Genomic DNA, 15725 nt, shown 5'->3' with positions numbered 1-15725 from the left:
TTCGGATGGTGCCCGCTGGTCGTGGGGCACGCGTCTACTGCCAAGTGTCTGTGACGATACGTCAGTTGATCCGGACGATGGCCCCCTTGAGCACCGCCTCGGCGCCGCCTTCCACGGTGACCGCCGTCGTGCCCCGGACGGTGACCGATCCGCCGCGCACGTCCACCGTGCCGGTGCCCGCGTCCAGGGTGATGCCGGAGGGGGAGAGCCGCACGGTGCTGCCGGCCGCGCCGCCGAGGCCGTGGACGGTCAGCACGATCTCGCCGCGCTGCTGGTCCAGCTTGACCTCCAGCTTGCCGTCGCCGCTCGCCAGCCGGACGCCGGACTTGCCGCCCGGTACGTCCAGCAGCTCCATCCGGTGGCCCGAACGGGACACCACGGAACGGCGGTTGACCTTGCCGGAGCCCGTGTCGACCAGCGGCACGTCGTGCGGGGAGGGCCGGTCCACGCCGTTGTAGAGCCCGCCCAGCACGTACGGACTGTCCAGGTCGCCCTGCTCGAAGCCGACCAGCACCTCGTCGTTGACCTCGGGGCTGACGACCCCGCCGCCCCCGGCGCCGCCCCACTGCACGGTGCGCACCCAGTCGGAGACATAGGTGTCGTCCAGCCAGGGGAACTTGAGCTTCACCCAGCCGCGCTGCCCGCCGCCCGGCTCCCGGACGTCGGTGACCACGGCGACGGCCAGGCCGGGTATCCGCGGCCCGCGCGGCGGCGCGTTGCCGCCGCTGGTCAGCCCGGCCAGCGACCGGTCGGGGGCCGCGCTGACCACCACGGTGGTGCGGTAGCCGCGGAACGGTTCGAGCAGGTGGCGCACCCCCGTGGCGGTGTAGCGACCGGAGAAGGCGGCGCCGACGTTGCCCAGGGCGACCGCGGTGCCCGCCCGCAGCCGCGGGTTGCCCTCGGCGACGACCTCCAGCTCGCCGAAGCCGGCCGCCACCGAGGCGGCCAGCGACCGGGCCACCGAGGCGGTCTCCGCCTGGGTGCGGTACGGGGTGTCGGCGACGGTCAGCCGGGCCCGGCCGGGGAAGGCGGAGGTCACCGCCGAGGGGCTCATCCCCGGCTGCACGGTCTGTGACGTCACCGCGGGCTCGGTGGCGACCAGGGCGCTCTTGGTGGTGACGTTCCAGCCGCGCGCCTCGACGGTGTCCGCCCCTCCGGCGCCGGTCAGCACGCCGCGCAGCTCCAGCAGGTTGCGCCCGTACTCCAGCACCAGCGGGTTCTGCGGCGCGGGGGTGGAGGGGGCCGGCGCGCCAGAGGCGGGGTCGGGCTTGACGAACTCCAGCTTCCCGTCGTCGTCCACCCGCACCTGGGCGCCGCTCTCCTGCGCCAGGAACTGGAGGAACTCCCAGTCCGGGACATTGGCCTGGGAGAGCTGCTGGTGGACGACCGGGAAGGCGTCCACCCGCCCGCAGGTCAGGCCCGCTCCGGAGGCGACCTCGCGGACGATGTCGGCGGTCGTCATGTTCCGGAAGGCCTTCACCCGGCGCCCGCGCATCAGCCGGTGGGTGACGGCCGAGGCCCGCACCACGGTGTACGAGCCCGTGGTGTCCACCTCCAGCTCCAGCGCCGTCACCTCGCCGGTGAACAGCCGCGCCCGGGTGTTCCCCTGGACGGTCACCACGGACACCTTCAGCGGGGTGCCGATGGTGATGCCGGTGGCGGAGAGGAAGGTGTGGTCGGCGTCCCGGAAGGACAGCACGGCGGTGTCGGGCAGGCCGACGCTCTCCTCGATGTCGCAGGAGACCAGCTGGGTCGCCCAGATCGGCGGCAGCGGGCCGGGCGCCTCGACGACGGGGTCGGCGGCGAAGGAGCGGCCGCCGCGGGCCTCGGGCGTGGTCATGGCCGTACCCCCTGCGCGGAGCCGCTCGGGGTCCGTCCGCTCTGGGTGAGCTCCTCGATCCCCGGCACGATCAGCTCGGCGCCCGGGATCAGCGCCAGCGGGTCGTCGATGTCGTTGGCCTCCGCGATGGTGCGCCAGGCGGTGGCGTCCCCGTAGGCGCGCCAGGCGAGCAGCGGCAGGCTGTCGCCGGCGATCACCCGGTGGGTGCTGCGGGCCTCCGGCGAGCCCGAGGTCGGGTTCTGGCCGGCCGGGTCGACGCTGGCCTCGTCGATGGTGAGCGAGCAGACCGCCCGCAGCGGCTTCCCGTCCACGTCGAAGAGCGAGTAGGTGACCGAGAGGCCGGTCAGCACCCCGTTGAACGACGTGGTCTTCAGGGTGCCCCAGTCCAGCCGGATCCACGGGCTGGCCGGCGTCTTGCGCGCCAGGCTGGCCGGGGTGGGCACGCAGGCCGTCATCAGCTGCTCCACCGCCCGCTCCACCGAGTTGTCGTGGGTCGCGGTGGAGTCCAGGAACACGTCGAGGGAGAGCGAGCGCGGACCGCTGCCGACGAACTCGGGCAGCGCGGACTCGCCCGCCATCCGGGACGGGGTGCGCCGCCACTCGGTGGTCTTGCGCAGCACCAGGGTCGCCGGGTTGAACTGGAGCCGGAGCTGCGCGAGCGTGCCGCCGGGCTGGGCGCCGACCGTGGACGGTGGCTCCATGATGGTCAGTTGGGCCCGGGTGACGCTCGCGGGGACCGCTGGGGACATCCTGGTGCTCCTTCCGTGGGTCGGGCCGTCGGGCGGGGGTTGGGTAGGCGGGTGGTGGGGTCAGAAGGGGCGCAGGCCCGCGTGGGCGATCTCCAGGGTCTCCATCGCGGCCTGGGAGTTGGCCGGGTCGAAGGACGGGCCCTCCCAGCGCACCGGGACGATCCCGAGCACCTGCCAGCCGACGATCCGGCTCAGGTCCGGCCGCAGCGCCACGATCTCGCCGTCCTTCGGCTCGACCTTGCGGACGATCTCGGACAGCCAGCGGGCGATCTTCGTCGTGTCGGCGGTGACCGCCCGGGTCAGCGTGATGTTCGTCCAGGTGATGCGGCCCGGCAACTGCCAGGCGAAGCCGTTGTTGCCGCCCTCCGCGTACTGCTCGATCTCGACCTGGGCGCCGAGTCCCGAGCAGGTGGTGAACTCACCCAGGTCGTTGCCGCCGATGGTCAGGCTGAAGAACACGCTGGTCGCGAAGATGGTGTCGGTCATCGGTTCGGCTCCCTGCTCCCTTGCTTCCGGTCACGTCGCCGCGGCCCGCTGGCGGCCGTCCGGCTGGTGTGCGTCGTTCTGGTGTGCGTTTCCCGCTCCGCGCTCAGCGGCGCAGGTCGTACGGCTTGCCGCCGCGCTCCCGGCCCCTGCGCAACTCGGTGCGCAGCAGCCGGCCGACCGGTTCGACCAGCCGCCGGGCCAGTTCGTCGAGGTCGGCGGGGTCGGCGGACGACGCGGCGGGCGGTCCGCCGGGGGCGCTCCCCGGGGTGGTCGCGGCGGTCGAGGCGGCCGGGGACGGTGCGGCGCGCTGCACCGTGGTGGGCGTACGCGCCGGTACGGCGGTCAGCGGCACCCCGGTCAGGCCGTTCTGCTCGGCCACCCGCTGCAACAGCCGCGCCGTGGCGGGCGAAGGCGGGGCGGGCGGGGTGACTGCGGCGTTGGCGGCCCTGGTGGCGGTGGTGGCGTGCCCGGCGGGCAGGGCCCGTGACACGACGAGCGCGGGTGCGGTGGCGGACACGGTGGCGGCCGGGACGGCGGGCTGCTGCGCCGGGGACGGCTGCGGGGGCCGGGACGTCGCCGGGAGGCGCTGGACCGGCGCGGCCGTCACGGGCCTGAGCCGGACGACCGGCGGGCGTGGGGCGGCGGCCGCCGCCGTCGTGGACGCCGTACCGGGGGTGCCGGGGCTCGGGCGGCCTGCCGACGTCGGCATGGCGGAACGCTGCAACGCCGGGGCGCTCGGGTTCGGGACCACCCCACGGGGTCGGTCGGGCACGGCGTACGACGGATTCGCGGGTCCGGCTGCGGTCGGGCCGGTGCCTGGCTGCGCTGACGGGTGCTCCGCCGCCCGGTCCGACGACCGCCGGGAGAACGCGCGTTGCACGGCAGCCATGACCCCGCGCGACGCCCCCGCATCGGAGACGGCCGCCGCCGGGGTGCTGAACCGCGCCGGGGGGCCGAACCTCGCCGGGCCCGCCTGCGGAGCCGACGTCCTGGCGGTGGCACCGCTGCCGTCCCCGGTGCCCGACGGGCGCCGCACCTGCGCACGCGCGTGCTGCGGAGCACCCGTGGCCGGCGCGGCCGCCGCTCCGCCGTCCGTACGGGAGGCGAGCGCGTTGGGCCAGACGGCCGGGACCACGGGCTTGGCGGGCGCCGTGCCCGCGCCGGTGGGCACGGAGGTGCCGGTCGCGGGCGGCGCCGGCGGAGTGGCGAGGGCGACCGTCATCCGGCGATCGCCGAGCAACCCGCGCCGCTGGCCGATGAGTTGGACGGCGCGCTGCACGCCCAGACCGCCGGAAGCCGGACGTGCGGGAACCGTCACGGGAACCACCTGGCCGCTGCCACCTGCGGGCGCGGCGCCCGCAGGGCGGGGCCGGGCGCCGGGGACGATCGGCTGCGCGGAGGTACCCGGCCGCCGCTCCGGGCCGCCGCCGGACGGCGAGGCGGCGGCGGTGCCCGTCGTCCCCTGCCGGGTGTCGGAGGCCGCCGGGCGTCCGGCGGCCGGTCCGCGATGGCTGTGTTCCCCCTGCGGGTGCGCACCGTGGGTGCCGGCAGCCGGGCTGGTCGAACCCGCCGATCGTCCGCCATCACCGCTCCGGGACGGGGAGTTGGGCTCCGCCGGGCTGTCGCCGGGCTGCCCGACGGCGCGCTGCACGGGCAGCCCCTCACCGGTCACCGTCGAGGTGACGGCAGGGACGGCCTGGCCTGCCGCCGGAGGCGTGATCCGCTGGACCGGTCGGCGCCCGCCGAGCAAGGGAGCGGCGCCCCCCGCCACGGCCGCCGTCGGCGGCAGCGCGTCGAGCGGCGCGCCCAGGCCCCCGCGCGTCCGGGCAGGGGCCGGGTCGGGCTGGGTCGGCGCTGACGGCGCGGGCGCGGACGTCGCACGCTGGACGGACGCGCCCTCGGCGGTCCCACCCCTACGGGCGGGGGCCGGGTCGAATTGGGTCGACGCTGACGGCGCGGGCGCGGACGTGGTGCCCTCGACGGTCCCGCCCCGACGGGTGGAGGCCGGGTCAGGCTGAGCCGACGCGGCACGACCGGGAGCCGGTGCTGACGGCGCGGGCGAGAACGTCGCACGCTGGACGGACGCGCCCTCGACGGCCTCGCTCCTGCGGGCGGGGGCCGAACCGGTCTGGGTTGGCGCAGCATTACCGGAAGTCGGCAAGGACGGAACGCGCTGAACAGACGTGCCCTCGGCGGTCCCACCCCTGCGGGCAGGGGCCGAACCGGGCTGAGCCGACGCGGCACGACCCGGGGTCGGCGACGACGAGGGTGCGGGCGTGCCGGTCCCGGACGGCGCGCGCTGGACGGATGCGCTCCCGGCGGACCCACGGTCGGGCCGCACCGGTGCCGAGTTCCCCGACCCGGCGGCCGTACGGGCACGGCGGGCAGGGGTGGTGGCGGCGTCACGGCCCCCGCCGCCGGACGGCCGGGCACCATCGGTCCCGCCCGCCTCGGAGCCGGTGGGCCCCGGGTCGGCGGCGGAGACGACGGGCATGGCCGGCGCACCCGAAGGGGCGTCAGCGCCCCGGGGGCCGCCGGTGGCCAGGGGCGAGGCACTGGCAGGCAGCGCGGTCAGGGGCGCGCCGAGGACCGGGCGGGCGGCCGCGCCACCACCCGACACGGCGGCGCGCTGGACCACCCCCGCGCCCCGGTCGGGCACAGCGGCGGCTCCCGCACCCGGCGGCGTCCGTACGACAGCCTCGGGGTTCGCGGACGGCCGCGAGCCGTCGGCGGATTCGGCCGTCGCCGCCGCGAGTGGCGGCGGCGCGTCCGTCGCCCGGCTCGACGGCTCGGCGACGGCATCCCGCCTGCCGACCGCCCCCGGGACGGCCGTCACCGGGCGCACGGGCAGGGCCCGGGGGCGCCGCGCGACGGTCAACGGTGCACTGACGGAACGCGGACGGACCGGACGCTCGGCCCCGTAGGGACGCGACGAGGCAGCGCCCACAGCGGGCGTCACCCCGGCAGGAGCCGACCCACCGGGCGTCCCGGCATCATTCGCCGACACCGCAGGACGAGGTGAACTCCCCTGGGCACCACCGGACTTCGGCTCACCCTGCTCCGCCGCCCCGGCTGCCGTCGCCGCAGGCCCCGGCGCACCGCCGGAGGCCCCGCCCGCACGTGCCGGACGCGGCCCCGAGCGCACCGGAAGCCGCCGCAGCCGGACGGACCGCTGGACCGGCCGGGCCTGCCGGGCCGCCGCCGACTCCCCGCTCTCCACGGGCTCTTCCGCCCCGGACTCCCTCGGGAGGACCGGCACGACGAGTTCGTCTCCACCCGTGCGGACGGGCGCCGGAGAGCCCGGCCCCGCCACGGCCCGCAGGATGCCGGCCGGCGCGGTCGGGAGGACCGCGTGGCCGAGCGGCCCGCAGAGCGAGGGGTCCTGCCAGGCGGTGAGCCGGGACCGGAACCTCAGGCCGTCGCTGACGCCGTGGCCCGGCCCGGCCAGGGTCGGGACCAGCGGCGCGACCGCGCGCCAGCCCCCGTCCCCGGCCGCCCGGCGCCGCTGAACGACCTCGCCCGTACCACCGGACGCACCGTCAGCACCGCCGTCGCCGACAGCGGCGTCGCCGTCGCCCCGACGCCGGCCGATCCAGTCCCGAAGCCCCACCCGGCTCACCCGCCTTCGCTGATGCGGGTGTTGAGCCGGGCGATCTCCCTGACCCACTGCCCGCGTTCGCGGTGGGTCAGGTCGAGGATGTCCTCCCGCTGCCAGTGGAAGTGGTAGGCGATGTACGCGATCTCCTCGTACAGCCGAGCAGGCGCGTACGTCACGATTCCCCCAGGCGCCCACCGGCGAGGTCGACCTCGAAGGCGCCGTCGCAGTGCGGGCAGGTCACCGCGGCGCGCGTGTGGCCTTCGCTGTTGATCCGCTGGTAGAGGTCCTGGAGGAAGGCCACGTCGGTGGCGTACATCCGCTCGACGATCCCGGCGTGCACGTCGGTGAGGTCGCCGAGCCGGGTGATCACGTGGCTGAGCAGCACCACGCTGAGGTAGGCCGGGTTCTCCTTGACCCGCAGGTCGATCTGCGGCATCAGCTCGTCACGGGCGGTGGCCAGGCGCATGGCACCGTGCCGGTGCACGGTGCCGTCGTCGTCCACGTACCCGATCGGCAGCTCGAACTCGAACTCGGTGTGCGGCACCCGCCCCCGGGGCTGCGCCGCCGCCGCTGCCGCCGGGGCCTGCTGCTGCGGCGCGGTGTTCTGGGGGGCCGGAGCCCGTTCCAGCAGCTCCTCCAGGCCGATCTTGCGCCTCACTCGACCGAAATCTCCTCGAACACGATGGTCACGGTCTCGGTGGCGGCGCTGGACTCGCCGGCGCTGAGGGTCGGGCCCTCCCAGCGGCTGGCCCAGGCGTTGAGGAGCTGGATGCGCCGCAGGGTGGCACCGGTGGTGTCCTTGACCTCGATGGTGAGGTTCTGCCGCGCGGTGTTGATCGCCCCGTTGTTGAGGGTCTCCTTGATCCAGTCCGTGAACGCGCCGCTCTTGTCCAGGCCGCGGGTGATGGTCACCTCGCCGGGGAGCCGGGCGCCGGGCTGCTTGCGGACGATCAGTTTGCCCTCTTGGGTCACCTGCTTGTACTCGACGACGTCCTGTTCGACCGTCAGGTTGCTGATCTCCTTGACGGACTCGACGTTGTAGCCGCCGAGTTGGACGCCGAATATGTGTGTGGAGAGCGGATCGCCTTCAGCCATGGGTCTGTGTCACCTTCCGATGCGAGGGGTGCCGAGGGTGCCGGGGAGAGGCACGGAGGGGTGGTGCCGACCGAGCCGGCCGGTCATTCGTTGACGAGGCTCGTGCTGTCGGAGAACTGGGACAGCCGGAACACCACGAACTCCGCGGGCTTCACCGGGGAGACGCCGATCTCGCAGATCACCTGGCCGAGGTCGATGGACTCCGGCGGGTTGTTGTCGCGGTCGCACTTGACGTAGAAGGCCTCGGCCGCGGTCTGGCCGAACAGGGCCCCGCGCCGCCACTCCTCGGTGAGGAACGCGGTGATGTTCCGGCGGATGCTGGACCACAGCCGGTCGTCGTTGGGCTCGAAGACCACCCACTGGGTCCCCAGGAGGATGGACTCCTCCAGGTAGTTGAACAGCCGGCGCACGTTCAGGTAGCGCCACGCCGGGTCGGAGGAGAGGGTGCGAGCGCCCCAGATCCGGATGCCGCGCCCGGGGAACGCCCGGACGCAGTTGACGCCGATCGGGTTCAGCAGGTCCTGCTCGCCCTTGCTGAGGCGCAGCTCCAGGTCCACCGCGCCGCGGATGACCTCGTTGGCGGGCGCCTTGTGCACGCCGCGCTCGGCGTCGCTGCGGGCCCACACCCCGGCGACGTGCCCGCTCGGCGGGACCAGCACGTTGCGGCCGCTCGCCGGGTCGAACACCTTGATCCACGGGTAGTAGAGCGCGGCGTAGCGGGAGTCGAAGCCCGCCTCGTCGTTGCGCCAGGTGCGCATCCGCTGGGCGTTGAGGCCGGGCGGCGGGTCCAGGACGGCGATCCGGTCGCCCATCTGCTCGCAGTGCGACATCACCGCCAGCTGGACGGTGCGCAGGCCCTCGTCGTCGAGGTCGCCGCGCTGGTAGGCGCTCATCAGGTCGGGGACCGCGACCATGGTGATCTCGTCGATCGCCTCCAGGCCGCCGAAGCCGGTCCGGGCGGCGGCGTCGCCGACGTACTCGGCGGGGTCGAGCCGGCCGGCCGGGGCCGCGGCCGGCGCGGGCGCGGCGGCCAGGGCGTGGCCGCGGCGCTCGGGGCGGCTCGGCGCGGTGCCGGGCTGTTCGGCGACGGCGACCAGCTTCGACTCGCGCAGCTGGGTGACGACGTAGCCCTTGGTGCTCTTGCGGGTCGAGACGTCGTACGTCTCGACGACCTCGGCGCCCCGGCGCACCAGCAGCCGGAACCGGTCGTCGGGGACGTTCTCGCCCTCCGCGTCGACGACCTCGACGGACACCTCGCCGCCCGCGCCGGGCAGGGCGGAGAAGAGGAAGCCGGCGATCTCGACGGGCGGGGCCGCGGTGACGGCGGGGGCGGCGCCGGGCGTCCGCCGGGCCGGGTCGCCGACCCGCACGACGTAGGCGGAGCCGCCGCCGTTGGCGAAGAAGCCGTACACCGAGTGGGCCAGGTAGGTGCCCTCGGTGAAGCCGCCGAACCGCTGGACGTACTGGTCCCAGTTGGTCACCAGTGTGGGCTCGTGGAAGGGGCCGGTCTCGGCGAAGCCGACGAACGCGGCGACGGCCGTGCCGACGCCCTCGATCGGCCGGGCACCGGACTGGACCTCCTCCACGTACACGCCCGGGGTGAGGTACGACGGCATACGCGCTCCTTCGGCTGGCCCTGCATTTTCGCCGGTCATTCGCCCCCGAGTCTGCTGCCAGGGCGGCACCCGGGGACATGTCCCCAGGTGCCGGACCGGGGGCAATGCCGCTGCCCCCGGCGGACACCGCCGTACGTACCCACCGGCCTCCGCCACCCCGGAAGTACTCGGCCGTGCCCGCCGGCCACGCGGGAGGCGCTCAGCCGTGCCCGGCGTCGCCGAGGACGCCCAGCCACGGCCCGAACTCGCTCGCCAGCACCAGCCGGCCGAGCTTGCGGTACTCGCCGACCACCGCGGAGACCAGCTGGGCCATGCCCAGCGGGGCGCCCGTCCCGGCGGCCAGGTAGGCCGCGGAGACGGCGCAGGCCCGGATGGAGCCGCCGGTGAGCTCGAAGTTCCGGGCGCAGTAGTCCAGGTCGAGGTCGTCGCCGCGGGGCACCAGCGGTCCCAGGCAGCGGTCCCAGAGCCGGCGCCGCTGCGCCTCGTCCGGGAGCGGGAACTCCGCGATGACGTCCAGCCGGCGGGTGAACGCCTCGTCGAGGTTGGCCCGCAGGTTGGACGTCAGCACCGCGATGCCGTCGAAGGACTCCATCCGCTGGAGCAGGTAGGCCGTCTCGACGTTGGCGTGGCGGTCGCGGGCGTCCTTGACCTCCGAGCGCTTGCCGAACAGCGCGTCCGCCTCGTCGAACAGCAGGACGCCGTTGACCTGCGCGGCCTCGGTGAAGATGCGTTCCAGGTTCTTCTCGGTCTCGCCGATGTACTTGTCCACCACGGTGGCGAGGTCCACCACGTACAGCTCCATGCCGAGTTCGGCGGCGACCACCTCGGCGGACATCGTCTTGCCGGTGCCGGACTCCCCGGCGAACAGGGCGACCACCCCGTTGCCCCGGCCGCCGCCCGGGCGCATCCGCCAGCTCCCGAGCACCTGGTCGCGGTGCCGGGCCCGCAGCACGAGTTCGCGCAGCCGGCCCGCGGTGGGGGCGGGCAGCACCAGGTCGGACCAGCCGACCGCGGGTTCGATCCGGCGGGCGAGCCGGGCCAGGCCCGCGCCGTTCTGCGCCCGCACCGCCGTCCGCAGGTCCTCGGCCCGCACCGGGCGGTGTTCGGCGGCCGCCGTCCGGGCCGCCACCGAGGCCGCGCGCGCCACCTGCTCCTGGTCCAGCCGGTACGCGGCGACGGCCTCGGCCAGGTCCTCGCTCAGCTCGCCGCCCGGCTGCCCGCCCAGCGCCTGGGCCCACTGCCCGGCGCGGTCGCGCTCCTCCGGCGGCGGGACGGTGACCACCACGGGGCTCCGCGCCGCCCAGGCCGGGTCCCAGACCTGGGGGCCGTGCACGACCAGCGGGACGCCGTCGAGTTCCGCGCAGAGCTCGCGCAACAGCGCGGCCCGCTCGGGCCGTTCGGGTTCGAGCCGGTCCAGCGGTCCGAGCACCACGCCGCCCCCGCCCAGCCGCGCCTCGCGGGCGAGCACCCGGACGGTGCCCTCCGGCCGGCGGGCGGCGAGCGCGGCGGCGTCGACCACCAGCGGCGGCGGGCCGTCGGCCGCGAGGGCGGCCACCGCGAGCGGGCCGGCGTGCCCGCCCCGGTCCAGCAGGTGCACCAGTCCGCCGTCGGCGGCCAGCGCGCGCAGCCGCTCGTCCGGCCGTTGGAGGCGGGGCCCGGGACCGGCGCGGTGGGCGAGTCCGGCGAGCGCGCCGGCCGGCTCGTCGTCGCCGAGCAGGTGGGCCGTCACCCGGTCCGGGACACGCAGGGTGCGGGAGAGCAGTGGGCGGTCCGGCTCGGTGATCTCCAGCAGGCCGCCGGCGACCAGCGGGGCCCGGGCGGAGAACCGGAAGCGGCCGGCGCCGGCCCCGGGCAGTCCGCACAGGTCGAGGGCCAGGCCGATGGTCGCCCGGCGGCGGGTCAGGTCGTCGTTGAGGTAGCCGTAGAGCTGCTCGAAGCGGGAGTCGAGGTCGGGGGCGAGCGCCACCAGCAGCAGGTCGAGGTCCACCGGGAGCAGGCCGAAGGCGGCGGTGAGCCGCCCGAGCCGGGATCCGGGCGGCGGCGCGGGCCCGTCGCCGGGGTGCGCGGCGGCGCGGTGCACGGTGGCGGAGGCCGCCAGGATGCGCTCCACCGCGTCCGGGCCGAGGTACTGGCCGCGGTACGGGTCGTCCGGGTCGGGGTCGTCGGCGCGGCGTTCGCGCACCGCGGCGCGGACCCGCTGCTCGACCCGGTGCAGCCGCTCCCAGAGGTGGTCGTGGCCGGGCGGCGCACCGTCGACCGCCTCGTCCAGGTCGACACTCACAGCGTCCTGCCCCTCGTCCAGGTCCACGCTCATCGCGCCCTGCCCCTCGGCCGGCGGCCGGGCGGCAGCTCGCGGTCCCGGGGCGCGGCGAAGCCGTCAGGACCGGGGTCGGTGGCGTCCTGGTAGCGCAGTCGGCGGCCCGGGCCGTCGGCGGGCGGCGGGCCCGCCGGGGTGGTGTCGCCGGCGCGCAGCACCAGCCCCTCGGTGACGGGCGGTCCGGCCGGGGTGCGTCCGCCGGGCAGCGGGGCGAGCACCCGCAGGTCGACGGAGGGCCGCAGCTCCCCGCCGAGCGAGGACCAGACGTCGGACACCGACGGCAGGCCGGTGTCGCGCCCCGCGATGTCCAGTCCGACGGTCAGTCCGAGTTCGGCGAGCGTGCCGGTGAGCAGCCGGGCGGGCAGCGTGTCGGTGGCGGTCAGGCACTGCAGCACCTCGGCGAGCAGCCGGTGTTCGTCCTGCGGCCGGTTGGTCCAGGCGGTGACCAGGTAGGCCAGTTCGAACCAGCGGGGCGCGGGGCGGTGGCCGGTCACCAGGCCGTCCGCGTCGTGCTCCGCGACGGTGCCGGCCTGTCGGCGGCCGGTGTCCTCGCGGAGCCCGTACAGGAAGACGCTGACGGTGGGGGCGTTGCGCCGGGCGGCGAAGTCCCGGGTGGGGGCGTCGAAGACGACTTCGATGCCGCGTTCGGGCAGCCCGGTCTCGGCGAGCAGCTGCCGCAGTGCCTCGTCGACCTCGTGGATCACCGGCGCTCCACCTCTCCGGGCGGGCCGATGCTGCCCTCGACGACGAGGAAGGGGCAGGTCACCGGGGAGAATCCGGGGCCTTCGGCGGTGATGGTGCGCGGCCCGGTCTCGTCCTTGGGGAGGATGAGCAGCTGGCCGGCGAAGGTCCCGTCGCCCTTCGGGCGGGTGGGGGCGGCCGCGGCGGTGATGCCGGGCTGCCAGGTGAACCGGACGGGTGTGCCGGGCGGGAAGTCCACGCCGCGCACCGAGGTGACGAAGCCGGGCTTGCCGATCGGCGGTACCGCGACGATGCGGGGCTGGAGGATGCGCAGCGGGGTGCCGGCCCGGTGCGGTCCGGGGGTGGCGTCGGTGCCGGTGGTGGTGAGCTCGGCGGTGATGGTGGTGTCGAGCGCCGCGACGGGTGAGAGCACCACCCGGACGACCGCGCTGCGGCCCGGGGCCAGGTCGCTCACCGTGCAGGTCCCGTTGCGGCAGCCGGGGGGCAGGGCCCCGGTGGGCACGCCGGCGGGCAGGCCGAGGGTCAGGCGCAGTCCGGTGGCGCGGGCCTGGCCGGTGTTGCGCACGGTGTAGCTGACGGTCACGCGGCCGCCGACGTAGCCGGGGTTGGGCTGGGCGCCGACGGTGATGTCGGGACCGGCCTGCGGCGGCGGTGCCGGGGCGGGCGCCGGGGGCGGCGGCGGTGCGGGGCTGGGCGTCACGGTCGGGGTGGGTGTGGGCGTCGGGGTGGGCGTCGCGGTCGGCGAGGGGGTCGGGCTCGGGCTCGGCGAGGGGGTCGACGGTTCCAGCACCGGCAGGAAGGTCCGGGCGGAGTCGTCGTCGGGGTACGGGTCGACGACCGTCCCGGTGACGGTCCAGCCGAAGTCCGGGACGCCGGGCCGGGTGCCGACCAGGGTGGCCTTGATCCGGACCACCTGGCGCGGGGTCAGGGTGCCGAGTTCGCAGCGCAGGGCGGCCGCGTCGCACGTCCCGGTCGGGGTGGTCAGCTTGTCGAGCCGGGCGCCGGTCGGCACCGAGACGGTGAGGGCGGTGCCGGGTGAGGGCGCGGGGCCCTTGTTGGTGACGGTGACGGTCACCTCGGTGCTGCCGTCGACGGGGACGGCCGGGGTCCGCTCGGGCACGCTGACCGCCAGGTCGACGGACTGCTGGACGGCCGGCTCCTTCTGGCGGCCCGGCAGCCGCCAGTCGAGCTCGGTGAGCTTCGCGCTGGCGAAGTCGTAGACCTTGAGCCCCTCCGGTGAGTTCGGCGGCGCGGCGCGGCGGGACGTCAGGACCAGCTGCGCGCTGTTCGCCGTCCAGGCGACGTCGCGGGGCTGGAAGGGCCCGGTGGTGGGGCGGTCGGGCAGCGGCCGGGTGCAGGCGCCCTGGCCGAGCCCGGTGGGCACGACCACCGTGCAGTCCTCGCCGGTCGGCGAGGTGACGACGATGCCGTCCTGCTGGTTGTTCCCGCCGTCACCGGCCTTGCGGTTGAAGGCGATGCGGCGGCCGTCGGGGGCGAAGGCGGGGCTGTCGTCGATGACGTCGCAACTGCCCGGGCAGGCCGTCCGGCTGAGGTCGGTCTGCCGGGTGAGGTCGTCGGCGGTGACGGTCCAGACGTGCAGGTTGCCGGCGTTCCCGTTGACCACCGCCGTCCGGGAGAAGGCGATCAGCTTGCCGTCGGGGGACCAGAACGGCTGGCCGTCGGAGGCGCCCTGCTGGCCGGCCGGCGGCTGGACGGTGCCGATGATCTTCCCGGTGGCGACCTCGGCGATCAGCACCCGCCCGGGCCGGGCCGGGTCCTGGCCGGTGGCCGGGGTGCTGCGGCTGAACACGATCAGCCGGCCGTCCGGGGAGATCGACGGGTCGGTGTCGCGGTCGTTCGGGCCGCGTCCGGCGAGGTTCATCGGCTGCGGGTCGGCGCCGTCGCCGTCGGCGGTCCAGATCCGCTGGATCCGTCCGGCCGGGCCGTCCTCGTAGCGGGTGACCACGATCCGGCGGCCGTCGGGTGTGTAGGTCTGGCGCTCGTACCAGGGGTCGAAGCCGGGGCGGGGGTGGAACAGCGGGTCGGCGCCCGGGTCGGTGCTGGTGTTGTCGGCGGCGGCCGGGTCCTCGCGGAGCACGCTGATGCCGAGGTCGCGCGGGTCGGAGCCGTCGGGGAGGACGTCCTCGACGTCGGCGACGTTGGCGCCGGAGGCGCTGGTCTGCTCGACGACGGGGCCGCCCTCGGTCTGGGTGCCCAGCCAGGTCGGCGTGGCGATCAGCCGGTTGGCGCGGTAGAGCACCTTCGGGGCTTCGCAGTTGCAGGTCAGCGCCCGGTAGAGGTTCACCACCGGCGGCCGGGACGGGTCGGGCTGCGGGGTCGGGTCGTTGGGGTCGAGCAGGTCGGCGCTGAGGAAGAGCACCCCGCTGCCGTCGGCCAGCCAGCCGGCCGAGCCGGTCTTCCAGGTGGAGCCGGTACCGGGGAAGAAGGCCTTCTCGCCGCCGGTGGGCGAGGTGAGGACCAGGGTGCGGCCCTGGGCGCCCTCGTCCCGGGTGTAGACGATCTCGTTGCGGTGGGCGTCGTCGTTCACCGGGTTCCAGGCCGGGTCCACGGCGTCCCCGCTGGTCACGCTGGTGACCTTGACGGGCGCGCCGCCCTCGAACGGCCGCAGGTAGATCTGACGGTGCGACGGTTCGCCGTCGCAGGAGTACGCGATCCACTTGCCGTCGGGCGAGACCGTCGGGTGGGTCTCGTCGGCCGCGCCCTCGGTGATCCGGCGCAGGCCGCTGCCGTCCCGGTTGACGGCCCACAGGACGTGCCGGGGGCCGGCGTCCCCGGCACGGGGCTCCAAGGCCTCGAAGACGACGCCCTTGCCGTCGGGGGCGAGCGCGGGGTGGGCGGTGTCCATCCCGGTGGTGAGCCGGTGCACCGCGCCGGCCGCGTCGCGCAGGTACACCTGGGGCAGCGGGCCGTCCCGCAGGCTGGTGAAGACGAGTTCGCCGCCGCGGGCGGACGGGTCCCGGTCGAAGTGGATCGGGCCGGGCCCGAACAGCGGGGCGCTGTCCGTCATGCCGGTCACCCGGCCGAGGCCGCGGTGGTCGGTGCCGGCGAAGACGATCCGCCCGGCCGCCGGGTCGACCGCGGCCGCCGGGGCCGCGGCGGCGCCCTGCCCTCCGGGGGCGGCGCCGGCCAGGGTCACCAGGGCCGTCGCGAGCGCGAGCAGCGCCGCGAGGGCGGCCCGGGCCGGCCGCCGGGCGGAGCGGGGAGTGGCGGTGGCGCCGATCACGGCTCGACCTCACAGGTTGCAGGGGCGGTCTCCCCCGCAGTCTCCCGGGCCCGGGCGCCCGGGGACAGAGCCCGGGCA

Annotated in this window: 11 protein-coding genes; all 11 read right to left on the bottom strand. The window is 76.0% G+C overall.

Annotated elements, in window-relative coordinates:
- Positions 1-61: 61 nt before the first annotated feature.
- Positions 62-1840 carry a VgrG-related protein gene (locus tag ACFCY1_RS01415; RefSeq protein WP_375873113.1) on the bottom strand — a complete coding sequence of 593 codons (1779 nt, stop codon included), beginning with the start codon at positions 1838-1840 and terminating at the stop codon, positions 62-64.
- Positions 1837-2589, bottom strand: a complete 753-nt coding sequence (locus ACFCY1_RS01410) for a LysM peptidoglycan-binding domain-containing protein (RefSeq protein WP_117485891.1) — start codon at positions 2587-2589, stop codon at positions 1837-1839. The genes ACFCY1_RS01415 and ACFCY1_RS01410 overlap by 4 nt, the downstream gene beginning before the upstream one ends.
- A gap of 60 nt (positions 2590-2649) precedes the next feature.
- Positions 2650-3075, bottom strand: coding sequence for a phage tail protein (locus tag ACFCY1_RS01405; RefSeq protein ID WP_049657629.1), 426 nt, complete (start codon positions 3073-3075; stop codon positions 2650-2652).
- 103 nt (positions 3076-3178) lie between these two features.
- Positions 3179-3784 (bottom strand): hypothetical protein, encoded by a 606-nt coding sequence (locus ACFCY1_RS01400; RefSeq protein ID WP_375873112.1) that lies wholly within the window; start codon positions 3782-3784, stop codon positions 3179-3181.
- Positions 3785-6690: 2906 nt separating this feature from the next.
- Complete coding sequence (locus ACFCY1_RS01395) at positions 6691-6849, bottom strand: DUF6760 family protein (RefSeq protein WP_181970396.1); 159 nt, start codon at positions 6847-6849, stop codon at positions 6691-6693.
- Positions 6846-7331, bottom strand: coding sequence for a hypothetical protein (locus tag ACFCY1_RS01390; RefSeq protein WP_074002702.1), 486 nt, complete (start codon positions 7329-7331; stop codon positions 6846-6848). The genes ACFCY1_RS01395 and ACFCY1_RS01390 overlap by 4 nt, the downstream gene beginning before the upstream one ends.
- The gene (locus ACFCY1_RS01385) at positions 7328-7768 is read right to left on the bottom strand and encodes a phage tail protein (protein ID WP_049660364.1); all 441 of its coding nucleotides are present in this window, start codon (positions 7766-7768) and stop codon (positions 7328-7330) included. The genes ACFCY1_RS01390 and ACFCY1_RS01385 overlap by 4 nt, the downstream gene beginning before the upstream one ends.
- Positions 7769-7851: 83 nt before the next feature.
- Positions 7852-9384 carry a phage tail sheath family protein gene (locus ACFCY1_RS01380; RefSeq protein ID WP_074002703.1) on the bottom strand — a complete coding sequence of 511 codons (1533 nt, stop codon included), beginning with the start codon at positions 9382-9384 and terminating at the stop codon, positions 7852-7854.
- Positions 9385-9583: 199 nt separating this feature from the next.
- Entirely contained in the window at positions 9584-11698 is a 2115-nt protein-coding gene (locus ACFCY1_RS01375) for an ATP-binding protein (RefSeq protein ID WP_375873111.1), read from the bottom strand.
- The gene (locus ACFCY1_RS01370; protein WP_117485899.1) at positions 11695-12405 is read right to left on the bottom strand and encodes a DUF4255 domain-containing protein; all 711 of its coding nucleotides are present in this window, start codon (positions 12403-12405) and stop codon (positions 11695-11697) included. Before ACFCY1_RS01370 ends, ACFCY1_RS01375 begins: the two co-directional genes overlap by 4 nt.
- Entirely contained in the window at positions 12402-15644 is a 3243-nt protein-coding gene (locus ACFCY1_RS01365; RefSeq protein ID WP_375873147.1) for a hypothetical protein, read from the bottom strand. Before ACFCY1_RS01365 ends, ACFCY1_RS01370 begins: the two co-directional genes overlap by 4 nt.
- Between the last annotated feature and the right edge of the window lie 81 nt (positions 15645-15725).

Origin of the sequence: Kitasatospora sp. NPDC056273, from assembly GCF_042268845.1 — a bacterium.
Classification (GTDB): domain Bacteria; phylum Actinomycetota; class Actinomycetes; order Streptomycetales; family Streptomycetaceae; genus Kitasatospora.
The sequence above is the reverse complement of the archived record's forward strand: the minus strand, read 5'-3'. Positions and strand labels throughout refer to the sequence as shown.

What these genes read in the sequence shown, in the direction of transcription:
- ACFCY1_RS01415 (WP_375873113.1), bottom strand. Translation starts at nt 1,840, where the DNA reads ATGACCACGCCCGAGGCCCGCGGCGGCCGCTCCTTCGCCGCCGACCCC.
- ACFCY1_RS01410 (WP_117485891.1), bottom strand. Translation starts at nt 2,589, where the DNA reads ATGTCCCCAGCGGTCCCCGCGAGCGTCACCCGGGCCCAACTGACCATC.
- ACFCY1_RS01405 (WP_049657629.1), bottom strand. Translation starts at nt 3,075, where the DNA reads ATGACCGACACCATCTTCGCGACCAGCGTGTTCTTCAGCCTGACCATC.
- ACFCY1_RS01400 (WP_375873112.1), bottom strand. Translation starts at nt 3,784, where the DNA reads ATGCCGACGTCGGCAGGCCGCCCGAGCCCCGGCACCCCCGGTACGGCG.
- ACFCY1_RS01385 (WP_049660364.1), bottom strand. Translation starts at nt 7,768, where the DNA reads ATGGCTGAAGGCGATCCGCTCTCCACACACATATTCGGCGTCCAACTC.
- ACFCY1_RS01380 (WP_074002703.1), bottom strand. Translation starts at nt 9,384, where the DNA reads ATGCCGTCGTACCTCACCCCGGGCGTGTACGTGGAGGAGGTCCAGTCC.
- ACFCY1_RS01375 (WP_375873111.1), bottom strand. Translation starts at nt 11,698, where the DNA reads ATGAGCGTGGACCTGGACGAGGGGCAGGACGCTGTGAGTGTCGACCTG.